The 11,826-nt window shown below is 73.1% G+C and carries 13 protein-coding genes; 4 read left to right on the top strand and 9 right to left on the bottom strand.

Annotation, left to right across the window (positions count from 1 at the left end):
- Together GSF22_RS23010 and hisC are read left to right on the top strand one after the other, a co-directional pair.
- Positions 1 to 669 (top strand): RDD family protein (locus GSF22_RS23010; protein WP_244368272.1); only part of this gene is annotated, 669 nt, incomplete at its 5' end.
- A complete protein-coding gene (hisC, locus tag GSF22_RS23005) occupies positions 666 to 1,769 on the top strand; it encodes a histidinol-phosphate transaminase (RefSeq protein ID WP_208815813.1) in 1,104 nt (367 codons plus the stop codon). The genes GSF22_RS23010 and hisC, both read left to right, overlap by 4 nt.
- 16 nt (positions 1,770 to 1,785) lie before the next feature.
- Here the strand turns inward: hisC and GSF22_RS23000 are convergent, their stop codons facing one another.
- The 3 genes from GSF22_RS23000 to GSF22_RS22990 all read right to left on the bottom strand — a co-directional run bounded on the left by GSF22_RS23000 (position 1,786) and on the right by GSF22_RS22990 (position 3,968).
- Positions 1,786 to 3,078, bottom strand: a complete 1,293-nt coding sequence (locus tag GSF22_RS23000; protein ID WP_208815812.1) for an outer membrane protein assembly factor BamB family protein — start codon at positions 3,076 to 3,078, stop codon at positions 1,786 to 1,788.
- Positions 3,079 to 3,130: 52 nt separating this feature from the next.
- The gene (locus tag GSF22_RS22995) at positions 3,131 to 3,619 is read right to left on the bottom strand and encodes an SRPBCC family protein (RefSeq protein WP_208815811.1); all 489 of its coding nucleotides are present in this window, start codon (positions 3,617 to 3,619) and stop codon (positions 3,131 to 3,133) included.
- Positions 3,620 to 3,758: 139 nt separating this feature from the next.
- On the bottom strand, positions 3,759 to 3,968 hold the full coding sequence (locus GSF22_RS22990) for a DUF397 domain-containing protein (protein ID WP_208815810.1): 210 nt from the start codon (positions 3,966 to 3,968) through the stop codon (positions 3,759 to 3,761).
- Between the two features lie 313 nt (positions 3,969 to 4,281).
- Here GSF22_RS22990 and GSF22_RS22985 point away from each other — a divergent pair, with 313 nt between their 5' ends.
- Positions 4,282 to 4,731: a zinc ribbon domain-containing protein gene (locus GSF22_RS22985; protein WP_208815809.1), complete on the top strand. Its 450-nt coding sequence runs from the start codon at positions 4,282 to 4,284 to the stop codon at positions 4,729 to 4,731.
- Between the two features lie 295 nt (positions 4,732 to 5,026).
- Here the strand turns inward: GSF22_RS22985 and fahA are convergent, their stop codons facing one another.
- Both fahA and GSF22_RS22975 read right to left on the bottom strand, forming a co-directional pair.
- A complete protein-coding gene (fahA, locus tag GSF22_RS22980) occupies positions 5,027 to 6,235 on the bottom strand; it encodes a fumarylacetoacetase (RefSeq protein ID WP_208815808.1) in 1,209 nt (402 codons plus the stop codon).
- Positions 6,232 to 7,122 carry a hypothetical protein gene (locus tag GSF22_RS22975; RefSeq protein ID WP_208815807.1) on the bottom strand — a complete coding sequence of 297 codons (891 nt, stop codon included), beginning with the start codon at positions 7,120 to 7,122 and terminating at the stop codon, positions 6,232 to 6,234. The genes fahA and GSF22_RS22975 overlap by 4 nt, the downstream gene beginning before the upstream one ends.
- Positions 7,123 to 7,216: 94 nt before the next feature.
- On the opposite strand from GSF22_RS22975, the gene GSF22_RS22970 reads away from it, so the two are divergent.
- The gene (locus GSF22_RS22970; protein WP_208815806.1) at positions 7,217 to 8,410 is read left to right on the top strand and encodes a homogentisate 1,2-dioxygenase; all 1,194 of its coding nucleotides are present in this window, start codon (positions 7,217 to 7,219) and stop codon (positions 8,408 to 8,410) included.
- 16 nt (positions 8,411 to 8,426) lie between these two features.
- On the opposite strand, the gene GSF22_RS22965 is transcribed toward GSF22_RS22970, so the two are convergent.
- The 4 genes from GSF22_RS22965 to GSF22_RS22950 form a co-directional block, all read right to left on the bottom strand.
- Positions 8,427 to 9,455, bottom strand: coding sequence for a tetratricopeptide repeat protein (locus GSF22_RS22965; protein WP_208815805.1), 1,029 nt, complete (start codon positions 9,453 to 9,455; stop codon positions 8,427 to 8,429).
- Between the two features lie 9 nt (positions 9,456 to 9,464).
- Positions 9,465 to 9,953 (bottom strand): 2-C-methyl-D-erythritol 2,4-cyclodiphosphate synthase, encoded by a 489-nt coding sequence (gene ispF, locus GSF22_RS22960; RefSeq protein ID WP_208815804.1) that lies wholly within the window; start codon positions 9,951 to 9,953, stop codon positions 9,465 to 9,467.
- Between the two features lie 67 nt (positions 9,954 to 10,020).
- Positions 10,021 to 10,743 carry a 2-C-methyl-D-erythritol 4-phosphate cytidylyltransferase gene (gene ispD / locus GSF22_RS22955; RefSeq protein ID WP_208815803.1) on the bottom strand — a complete coding sequence of 241 codons (723 nt, stop codon included), beginning with the start codon at positions 10,741 to 10,743 and terminating at the stop codon, positions 10,021 to 10,023.
- Positions 10,744 to 10,797: 54 nt separating this feature from the next.
- Positions 10,798 to 11,283, bottom strand: a complete 486-nt coding sequence (locus tag GSF22_RS22950) for a CarD family transcriptional regulator (protein ID WP_007073334.1) — start codon at positions 11,281 to 11,283, stop codon at positions 10,798 to 10,800.
- Between the last annotated feature and the right edge of the window lie 543 nt (positions 11,284 to 11,826).

The following is an 11,826-nucleotide window of genomic DNA, read 5'->3' as shown; positions in this document are numbered from 1 at the left end:
CTGGGTCGCGGTGCCCTTGCTTCCGGCCTCCTTGCTGCAACCGGCGAGGGTCCCGCCGCCCAGGGTGGCGGCGGCGCCGACTCCGAGCAGGCGGAGCAGTGTCCGGCGATCGGTCGATGCGCCCGGCTGATCGACTTCGGGGCCGTGTTCCTGCTGAACGCCGTCGTGAACGGCTGGTTCGTGTGGCAGTTCATCGAGGAGTTCACCCCGGTCTGGCGGGAGATCTGGCGCCGCTCACTGGCCGGCAACTCCTCCACCGAGGGGCTCCCCCAGCCGGGTGACCAGGCCGGCGGCCTCCAGGTGGCGATCCTGCTGATCGCCACCGCGCTCTGGTTCGCCTACGAGGTGCCGTCGACCGCCAACCGGGGTCAGACCCTCGGCAAGCGGATCCTGGGCATCAAGGTGGTCACCCTCGGCGAGGACCCGGCGGTCGGCTTCGGCCGGTCGTTCCGCCGCTGGAACACCCTCGGCCTGCCCACCCTGCTCTGGTACTGCTGCGGACTCGGGCTGGTCCTGCAACTCATCGACGCGGTCTCACCGCTGTTCGACCGGCCGCTGCGGCAGGCACTGCACGACAAGCGGGCGCAGACCGTGGTGGTGCAACTGCCCGGCAGGCCCGTACCGAGCCAACCCGATCACCGCCCGCACACCCCCGGAGATGCGTCATGACCGACCCCGGACGTAGCCAGTCCCCGCTGCGGCTCACCCGCGCCGACCTCGACGCGCTGCCCGCCTACGTACCCGGCCGCAGCCCGGCCGACCTGGCCCGGGAACTGGGCCTGCCGGAGGCCATCAAGCTGGCCAGCAACGAGGTGCCGTACGGCCCGCTGCCCGGCGTGGTGGAGGCGGTCGCCGAGGCCGCCGCCGGGGTGCACCGGTACCCGGACATGGGGGTCGTCGCCCTGCGTGCCGCCCTCGCCGAGCGGTACGACGTGGACGCCGACCGGATCGCCACCGGCTGCGGGTCGGTGGCGCTGGCCGAGCACCTGGTCCGGGCCACCTGCCTGCCCGGCGACGAGGTCGTCTACGCGTGGCGCTCCTTCGAGGCGTACCCGATCATCGCGGCGACCAGCGGCGCGACCAGCGTGCGGGTGCCGAACGACACTGGGCACGGGCACGACCTGACCGCGATGGCGGCGGCGGTGACCGACCGGACCCGGCTGGTGCTGGTCTGCAACCCGAACAACCCGACCGGCACGGCGGTCCGCCGGGCCGAGCTGGACCGGTTCCTGGCCGCCATCCCGGACGACGTCCTGGTGGTGCTGGACGAGGCGTACCGGGAGTTCGTCACCGACCCGGAGGTCCCGGACGGGCTGAGCTACCTGGACCGGCCGAACGTGGCGGTACTGCGCACGCTGAGCAAGGCGTGGGGGCTGGCCGGGCTGCGGATCGGGTTCCTGGTCGCCCACCCCGAGGTGGCCGCCGCGATCCGCAAGGTGGTCACCCCCTTCTCGGCGAGCGCCGCCGCGCAGGCCGGTGCGCTGGCCGCGCTGGCCCAGGCCGACGAGGTACGCCGCCGCTGCGACCTGGTGATCGCCGAGCGGGAGCGGGTCACCGAGGCGGTCCGCAAACTGGTCCCCGACGTACCGGCCAGCCAGGCCAACTTCATCTGGCTGCCGCTCGGCGACCGCGCGGTGGAGTTCGGCAGGGCCTGCGAGGCGCGGGGCGTCATCGTCCGACCGTTCGCCGGAGACGGGGTACGCGTGACCATCGGCACCCCGGCGGAGAACGACGCCTTCCTGGCGGCGGCGGAGGCCGCGCTCGCCTGAGCGCGGCCTCCCCGGGTCAGGTCACCGCCAGGATGACCGGCTCGGTGGTCAGGTAGTAGCGACGGTCCTCGGCCTCCGGGGCCACCGGCTGGTTGAGCCGCTCCACGGCGAGGAAGCCGCCGGTGGCGGAGACCAGGCCGGTGGCCCAGCCGGTGCCGTCCCGGCCGACGGTGAACGGGAAGCGGGACAACTCGGCACCGGAACCCGGGTCCACGGTCAGCAGGTCGTTGGACTCGGTCCGGATGTGCACCCGGCCCGGCTGGGCGGCGAGGATGCGCGCCCCCGGGGTCTCCTGCCGGCGCCAGATCTCCGCGCCGGTACGCGCCGACCGGGCGACGATCGCGCCGCCGTCCCGGGAGACCGCCGTACCGTCGGCGAGCACCACCTCGGCCGGGTTCAGTGCGCCGGTGGGGAACGGTTCGGGGGTGTCGACCAGCCAGCCCCGGCCGGAGCCGTCGACGGTCCGCAGCGCGCCCTCCTCCCCGGTACGCAGGCCGGCCGTGTCGGCGGTACGGATTCCGGCGCACCGGGACCGGTAGGCGGCACAGCCGAGCCCGTCGACGGTCAGGGCGGAGCCGGCGTCCTCCGGTCGCCACCGGTCGAGGACCGCACCGGTCGCCGGGTCACGGAACTCGGCCACCTGCGGGGTCGCGCAGGTGTCCACGGTGATCAGGCGGGCGCCGACGGTGGTGAGCGGGTCACCGTGGCAGCCGGGCCGGACAGCGGCCCGCCAGAGTTCCCGGCCGGTACCGGGGTCGTACCCGCGCAGCTCGCCGGCGGCGGCGACGACGAGCAGGAGACGGCCGTCCGTGGTGACCCCGGTACGCAGCCCGGTCGGGGTCCACACGACGGCGGCGCCGGTGCGCCGGGCCGGGTACCCCTGCCCCGGGTCGGGCCCGGACGCCCGCCAGGCGACCCGGCCGGTACGCGCGTCCAACGCGACCAGTTGGCCGTCCGACCAGCGGGACACCACCGTGCTGCCCACCGCGACCACCCCGACCAGTTCCGCCGGCCAGCGCCGGTACGACCAGAACGGGGTGGTGCGGTTCTTCAGGTCGGCGGGCTGGTCGGCGAAGACCTGCCGGGTGGCGGCGTGCACCCGCAGCCGGCCGTCGACGAGGAGCGGGGCGGTCGGCTGGCGCCCGACGACCCGGGGGGTCAGGTCCGGGGCGGGCGGATAACCGGCCCGGGCGACGGTGACCACCTCGGCGGGGGCCAGCACCCGGTAGCCGACCACGGCGGCCAGCCCGACGGCGAGTACCGCCACGACCAGCGTGACGACCCGTCGCCGTCCCTTTCCGAACCCCATGCACACCTCCGCCCGCACCCTACCGAGGGTGGACGGTCGGATCACTGGCAGGTCAGGCCGCCGCCGACCCGAGGTCCGGGGAACAGGCCGCCGACGCGAGATCGTCGAGGTCGCGGCGGAGCGCCCCTTCGACGGTACGGGCGGCGAGTCCGCCGAGGATCAGGGCGAGCACCCGGCCGTACCGGGCGGCGGGCACGGACTCCTGAACCACGGTGACGGTGGTGCAGGGTCGACGCCGGCCGGGCCGCGATCCGGTGAGGGTGTAGGTGATGCGGTAGTCGGCACCGGTCCCGGCCGAGGTGAGGACGAGCCGGTGCGGTGGCACGCTCTCGACCACCAGGAACTCCTCGACCGAGGCGCTGCCGTCCGGCTGGGTACGTACCTCGCGCCAGACGGTACCGGCGCCGAACGGGCCGGGGGTCAGCAGTTCCACGCCGTGCACGGCGGAGAACCGGCCGACGCGGTCGGTGATTTCGGTGAGCGCCCGCCACAGGTCGGTGGCCGGGGCTTCGATGAGCTGGGTCACGGTCACCGTCGACATGACACCTCCCGTGCCGTCCAACCTACGACGGTCGGGGCGGTGAGGGTACGGGATTTGTCGGACGGTACCGGGATCGTGACGGGTGCCGGAGCGGGGCCGGCACCCGTGGCCGGTCAGTCAGTCGCTGAGCCCGGCCGGCTCAGCCGCCGAACTGTCCCGACCGCACCGCGGCGACGAACGCCGCCCAGCCCGGTGGGCTGACTGCCAGCGCAGGGCCGCTGACGTCCTTGGAGTCGCGCACCCCGACCAGACCGACCGTGTCGATCAGGTTGTCCGCCACCTCGATGCAGAGCCCCTGGTCGTTGGAGCGGGAGCTCGTGCGCCAGACAGCGCCGGGAAATCCGTTCACCTCAGTACCTCCGTGACAGGTTCAGGCATCCCGTCCCGGATCCGGCCGGCTCGGGCCGCCGCCGGTCCATCGGGGATCCGGGTCGATCAACGGAGCATGCGGACCGTGGTCGACGGACAGCGGGTGCGATCACACGGCGGTCCGGGCGGATCTTCTGTCGTATCTGCGCGCGCGGATCCACGTGTGCGTATCTGTGCGTGACAATTGCGTGGCACACCGCAATGCCACAGACTCGGATGCGTTCCGCAGCCATGGACAGCGCCACAGCGTGCGGGCCGGGGGCCGGCCCACCGACACGGAAGGCGGTCAGCGTATGCGGCGGGGAACCGACAGCTCCACCACGCCCGGCTCCTGGTGGGACAGCCCGGGTCTGCCCACACCGTATCTGCTCTGGGGGCTGATCTGGTGCGGCTGCGGGATGCCGATGGTGCCGCTGGACCGGCCGACCGGCGCGGTGGGGGTCGGGCGCTACTACCGCTGCGACGGGGGGTGCGGGCGGCGGCCGGTGCCGGCGGTCGGGGTGGAGACCGAGGTGGTCAGGACCGTGGCGGACACCGTTCTGCGCGGGCTGCCCCGGTACGCTCCGCTGGCCTGGCGGACCCGGCGGGTGGCCCGTCCGCACGCCGATCCGGACCGCCGCCGCGATCTGGTCCGACGCTGGCTGCACCGGATCGTCGCGGACGCCGGCCGCCCGCTCCAGTTGCACTGGCACCGCCCGGAGCGCACCGGTCCGGGACGGGACGGGGGTACGGGCCGCCCCTGACCGAGGTGTGTCCCACCCGCTGTCGAGCTGCTCCAGGTATGCGTGCAGTCCGGGGTGCACGCCCTTCGATCAGCGCCTTTGCGCTGCTTCAGCGGGGGAAACAACCAGGCGGTAAAAGTGTTGCCGTCGCTGAAGCAGAGCAAAGCGCGTGCAGACGGGTAGGGGTGGCCCGAAGGAATGCCGCGCACCAGGGACGCCGCACACGACGGACGGCACCGAAGGAATGCCGCGCACGACGGACGGCCGCACCGCAACGGGCACGGGTCAGGCCGCCCCTGGCCGGACGGTCAGCGGATCAGGGCTGGCTGCGGGCCGGGCGGATGGTGCCGGTCACCTCACCCAGACCCACCGTGGTGCCGTCCGGGCCCGGTGCGGTGGCGCTGATGGTCACCGTGTCCCCGTCGGCGAGGAAGGTCCGGCTCTGCCCGTCCGCGAGCTGCACCGGCTCCTGCCCGCCCCAGGTCAGTTCCAGGAACGATCCGACCTGGTCGCGCCGCTCGCCGGAGACGGTGCCCGAGGCGAAGAGGTCACCGGTACGCACCGAGGCACCGTTGACGGTGAGGTGGGCGAGCTGCTGCGCCGGCGTCCAGTACATCCCGGCGAACGGCGGTCGGGCCACCTCCGTGCCGTTCCAGCTCACCGTCAGCCGCAGGTCGAGCCCGAGGTGCGGGACGTCACGCAGGTAGTCCAGCACCGGCGGGTCCTGGGCCGGGGCGGGCGTCCAGGCGTCGGCGAGCGCGTCGAGGGGTACCACCCAGCCGGAGACCGAGGTGGCGAAGGACTTGCCCAGGAACGGGCCGAGGGGCTGGTACTCCCATGCCTGGATGTCCCGCGCCGACCAGTCGTTGACCAGTACGACGCCGAAGACGTACTGCGCGAAGTCGTCCACGCCGACCGGCTCGCCGAGCGCGGAGGGCACCCCGACCACGAACCCGACCTCCGCCTCGATGTCGAGGCGTACCGAGGGGCCGAACACCGGGCCGTCCGGGGTGGCGCGCTGCCCGCAGGGCCGGGTCACCGGGGTACCGGAGACCACCACCGTGCCGCCCCGGCCGTGGTAGCCGATCGGCAGGTGCTTCCAGTTCGGCAGCAGCGGCGGCTGACCGGGCCGGAAGATCTGCCCGACGTTCGAGGCGTGCTGCTCCGAGGAGTAGAAGTCGACGTAGTCACCGACCTGGAACGGCATCACCAGCTCGATGTCGGCCACCGGTACGAGCAGCGGCTCGACGGCCGACCGGTGCTCCGGACCGGTGAGCAGCTCGACGATCCGCTGCCGGACCGAGGTCCACTGCGGACGGCCGAGGGCCAGGAACGCGTTCAGCGTCGGCTGCCCGAGCGCTCCGGCGGCCAGGACCAGCCCGGCGGCCTCGGCACCGGCCAGGTCCAGCACGAGGTCGCCGATGCGTACCCCGATCCGGGGTTCCCGCCCGTCGTGCCGGAACACCCCGTACGGCAGGTTGTGCACCCCGTACGGCGAACCGGCGGCACCTTCGACCCAGGTCACTGTTCGTATCCTCCGTTCACCAGCCCCAGCCGGATCAGATCGGTCAGCGGTTCGACGACACTGCACGAGCCGTACCCGATCCAGAGCGGGCGGGGCTCGTCGCGCCGGGCCCGGGCCGGCTCGACCACCCGGGCCGGGTCGGTGGTCGCGAGCAGTTCGGCGACCCCGACGGTACCGGCGCCGTCGCGGGCGGCGAGGGTCGCGGCCAGCACGTTGACGAAGCCGTGGTGGGTGAACCCGGTCTCCGGGTCGATGTGCCGGATCGCGTGGTGCAGCCCGGCGGTGAGCTTGAACGGCAGGTCCCGGTCGCGGCAGGCGCAGATCACCGCGGCCAGTTCGGCGGGGGTGGGGAAGAGTTCGGCGGCGAGCCCACCGGTACGGAACTTCGCGGCGACCGGCATCCCGGCCGCCCGGGCCCCGGCAATGGTGTCCAGCGCCTCCATCAGCCCCCAGGTCAGCGGCACCTCGGCGGAGACGTCCAGCCCGTCGGGTAGGCGCGGCACCAGGTCGAGCAGCGCGGCGAGCCCGGGTTGCGGGTCCTCGCTGCGTTTGGCCACCGGTACCTCGATCTGCCGGACCCGGACGTCGAACGACGCCAGGAGCGACAGGGCGAACGGCAACTGGTCGATGCCGGTGTCCCCGATCAGGCCGATGACCAGCGGATCTTCCGGGGCGCTGCGGTCGGCCGGCCCGACCAGGCTGTCCAGCTCACCGGCGGTCACCGCGGAGGCGGGCACCAGCAGCGGTCCGACCAGGTCGGCGTACCAGCCGACCCGGTGCTGCCGGCGGTGCGCGGCCACGGCGTCGGGCAGCGACGCGCTGCCCGGGGGGAACACGGCGGCGTCGTCCACGAGTCCGGCGAGGAGCCGGGGTACCTGCGTTGACACGAACAGAGAACTTACGGGACGCTACGACTAACGGACAACACTGTCCGATTATCGGACGCCAGCGACCGGTGACCGGGACAAACGGGAGGCGAGAATGCCGTACTACCGCAAGGTCGGCGAAGTGCCGCGCAAACGCCACACCCAGTTCCGTCAGCCCGACGGCAGCCTCTACGCCGAGGAGCTGATGGGGCAGGAGGGCTTCTCCTCCGACTCGTCGCTGCTCTACCACCGGCACCTGCCCACCGCGATCGTCGCGGCCGAGGAGTTCGCCGCACCCGCCTGGAGCCGGGTGCCGAACCTGCCGCTCACCCCCCGTCACCTGCGCACCCACAAGCTGGACACCGGCTCCGCCGACGCCGTGCTGGGCCGGCAGTACCTGCTCGCCAACGACGACGTCCGGATCGGGTACGCGGTGGCCGACCGGCCGTCCCCGCTCTACCGCAACGCTGTCGGCGACGAGTGCCTGTACGTCGAGACCGGCACGGTACGCGTCGAGTCGACCTTCGGGGTGCTGGCGGCGACCGCCGGTGACTACGTGATCATCCCGACCTCGGTGATCCACCGGCTGGTACCGACCGGTACCGAACCGGTCCGGCTGCTCACCGTCGAGGCGACCGGGCACATCGGCCCGCCCAAGCGGTACCTGTCGGTACGCGGCCAGTTCCTGGAGCACTCCCCCTACTGCGAGCGGGACGTACGCGGGCCGGACGAGCCGCTGCTGGTCGACGGCACCGACGTCGAGGTGTACGTCCGGCACCGCGCCCGGACCGGTCGTCCGGGCGGCGACGGCACCGCCTGGACCCGCTACACGTACGCCCACCACCCGTTCGACGTGGTCGGCTGGGACGGTCACCTCTACCCGTGGGCGTTCTCCATCCACGACTTCGAGCCGATCACCGGTCGGATCCACCAGCCGCCACCGGTGCACCAGACCTTCCAGGGCCCGAACTTCGTGATCTGCTCGTTCGTACCCCGGAAGGTGGACTACCACCCGGAGGCCATCCCGGTGCCGTACAACCACCACAACGTCGACTCGGACGAGATGCTCTTCTACACCGGGGGCAACTACGAGGCCCGGCGCGGTTCCGGCATCGGGCAGGGTTCCATCTCGCTGCACCCGGCCGGGTTCACCCACGGCCCGCAGCCCGGGGCCGTCGAGCGGGCCATCGGTGCGGACTTCTTCGACGAGCTGGCCGTCATGGTGGACACCTTCCGCCCGCTGGACCTCTGCGAGGCGGCCCAGCGCTGCGAGGACACCGGGTACGCCTGGACCTGGGCCCGCCGCTGAACCGCCCCGTCCGGGGTCAGCGGGCCACCGGGCGGGCCAGCACCGCCAACTCGGCGACGGCGGCCACCGTGATCGCCAGCACCAGCGGCCACGGCGTACCCACCAGCGCGTAGAGCAGCAGCAGGGCGGGTGCGGCGGCGACCGCGTACACCGCGAGGGCGAGGGTGCGGTCGGAGCGCAGCAGGCCGGGCAGGATGGTGCCGGTCAGGTTGGGGATGCCGGCCGCCCAGCGCCACACCAGCAGGCCGCCGACCAGCGCCGTCAGCCCGGCCGCCAGTCGGGAGATGATGCCGTTGCCGGCTGCCAGGAACGCCACCAGCACGGTGGCCAGCAGCGAGTACCCGGCGCCGTAGACGACCAGTTGGCGCAGCCCGGCGGAGATGGTCCGGCCGGCGTCGACCCGGCCCGGCGCGATCGCCGCCGCCTCGGCCAGATGCTCCAGCGCCTCGGCGTACCGCCGCTGGTCGAGCCGGATCACCCCCATGTCGTGCCGGGCCTCGGCCAGCTCCGGGTCCAGCCGCAGCGCCTCCCGGTAGGCCCGCTCGGCGAGGTCGAACAGCTCCAGCCGGGCCGCCACCAGGCCGAGCACCAGATGTGCCTGGGGTTCCTCGGGGGCCAGTTCCACCCCGCGCCAGGCCGCGTTGAGTGCCGCCTGCCCGTTCCGCGCCCCGGCCAGGATCGCCGCGCCGCTGCGCTGGGCGTACGCGTCGTCCGGACCGAGCGCGAGGATCTCGTCGGCGACCCGTGCCGCCTCCTTGAACTGCCGCAGGTCGGTCAGGGCGAGCCCCCGGGCGACCAGCGGGTCGATCCGGGACGGGGCCGCCACGACCGCCGCGTCGGCGCTCTCCAGGGCCGCGTCCGGCCGGTCGGCGGCGAGGTGCACCCGGGCCAGCATGGTCAACGCGGTGGCGTTGGCCGGGTCGAGCGCGATGGCGTAGCCGAGTTCGGCGGCGGCCTCGTCGTACCGGCCCAACTCGGCGAGGAGCTGGGCGCGCTGGAGGTACCCGTCGGTGGCCGACTGGTCGGAGGTGGCGTCGCTGGACACCCGGCGAGCCTAGGCCGACGGGGCCGGGGTCGGGTAGACCAGGGCGGTGGCGATGCCGACCAGCCCTTCGGCCCGGCCGGGGAACCCGAGGCCGTCGGTGGTGGCCCCGGAGACGCTGACCGGGGCACCGACCGCTTCGCCGAGCACCCGCTGTGCCTCGGCCCGGCGGGTACCGATCCGGGGGCGTACCCCGATGACCTGGACCGCCACATTGCCGATCTCGAAGCCGGCGGCCCGGACCCGGCGGGCGGTCTCGGTGAGCAGGGTCACCCCGGAGGCGCCGGCCCACTCCGGCTCGGCCACCCCGAAGTTCGAACCCAGGTCGCCGAGGTCCGCGGCGGAGAGCAGGGCGTTGCAGGCCGCGTGGGCCACCACGTCGGCGTCGGAGTGCCCGGCCAGGCCCGGCTCGTCCGGCCAGTGCAGCCCGGCCAGCCAGCAGGGCCGGTCGGCGTCGAAGGCGTGGATGTCGGTCCCGATGCCCACCCGAGGAACGATCATGAGGAGAGGGTACGCCGCGTGCCGACCCGGTCCGGGCGGGTCACCGCCCGGCGTCGGGCCGTACCGGTCAGGGGCAGACGATCCGGGTCTGCTGCCTGCGGGCCTCGGCGAGCAGGTGCTCGGCGAGGGACAGGTCGAACGGTCTGGTGATCTTGAAGGCGTGCTCCGAGCCGGGAACGCAGGTGACCGGTTCGCCCAACTGCTCGACGAGTCCGGCGTCGTCGGTCAACGGGTCGGCGGCGGCGGCGTGCGCGGCGGCCAGCACCGACCGGCGGAAGCCCTGCGGGGTCTGTACCGCCCGCAGTCGGGACCGGTCCACCGTGCGGAGCACCACGTCGTCGCCGGTGACCTCCTTGACCGTGTCGGCGATCGGCAGGACGGGAACGACGGCGGCGGCGCCGGCGCGGACCGCGGCGGCGACCGAGTCGATCAGCATCGGCGGGGTCAGGGCCCGGGCCGCGTCGTGCACCAGGACGATCTCCGGTCCGGCTGGTACGGCGGCCAGCGCGGCGGCCACCGACGCCTGCCGCTCGGCACCGCCCGGTACGACCTGCACCGGCGCGACCGGGGCCAGCAACTCGCGGACCGCGTCCACCTCGTCGGCCGGGGCGGCCACCACGACGGTACGCACCGAGGGCACGAAGGCGATCCTGCGCACCGCGTGCACCAGCAGCGGCTCGCCGGCCAGCAGGCGGAGCGCCTTGGGGCGACCCGGTCCGAGGCGTACCCCGGCACCGGCCGCAGGAACGAGGACCGCGACGTCACCGCGCGGGTTGAGCTGCACGGTCACGTCGCGGTCCTCGGACTTGTCTGGAACGGGGTGGGGATGGTGATGCCGGTCGACTCAGGCCTCGGTGAGCACCTTGTCGAGCAACGTCTCCGCCTCGTCCTTGGTGCTCTTCTCGGCGAGCGCGACCTCGCCGACCAGGATGTCACGGGCCTTGGCGAGCATCCGCTTCTCACCCGCCGACAGTCCCCGCTCCCGCTCCCGGCGCCACAGGTCGCGGACGACCTCGGCCACCTTCAGCGGGTTACCGGAGGCCAGCTTCTCCAGGTTGGCCTTGTAACGCCGCGACCAGTTGGTCGGCTCCTCGGTGTGCGGAGCCCGGAGAACGTCGAAGACCTTGCCCAGGCCCTCTTCGCCGACCACCTCACGAACGCCCACGATCTCGGCGTTCTCGGCGGGCACCCGGACGGTGAGGTCACCCTGAGCAACCCGCAGAACGAGGTACTGCTTAGGCTCGCCCTTGATCACCCGAGTCTCGATCGCCTCGATGAGTGCGGCCCCGTGGTGGGGGTAAACAACGGTCTCGCCGACACTGAAAACCATAGGTTCGAAACCCCTTTCGCTGTGTCTAGGGTAACACGCTCAGGCACCAATGTCCCATCGCAGGCCTGATCGTTAGCGCAGCTCAGGGGCCCTGTGAGAGGTATTTCTTCAGCTTGACACGTAGTCAAATCGATGATTTGAACACGCTCTGTGATGGGTGAACCACAGGCAGCCGTGGCCGGGTCGGTAGAAATTCGGATCTGGGGCGATGCGCTCCACTTATCGTAGCCCGACCGTTCCGGGCCCGCCGAACACTGCGATTCTCCGCAGCCCCGGTGGAACCTCACCGACAACCCTGGCGGCCGGCGCCCCCGGTGCGGGACGCTGGCAACAGACCACCGGTACCCCGACGGGGACGACGGCAGCCGACGGGGACGACGACCGAGGGAGGCGAGGCGACCATGGGCACGCCCGACGACCCCGGACCATGCGACGGCGGCGCACCGGACGGGCTCCCCGACCTGCCACCCGGTTGGGCGCCGGTGGTCGTTCCGGACGACGCCTCGGCGCTCGCCGAGGAGGCCGCCCTGGTCCGCCGGGAAC

Source organism: Micromonospora echinofusca (assembly GCF_017614955.1).
Lineage (GTDB): Bacteria > Actinomycetota > Actinomycetes > Mycobacteriales > Micromonosporaceae > Micromonospora > Micromonospora echinofusca_A.
This window is presented reverse-complemented; position numbering and strand designations above follow the sequence as displayed.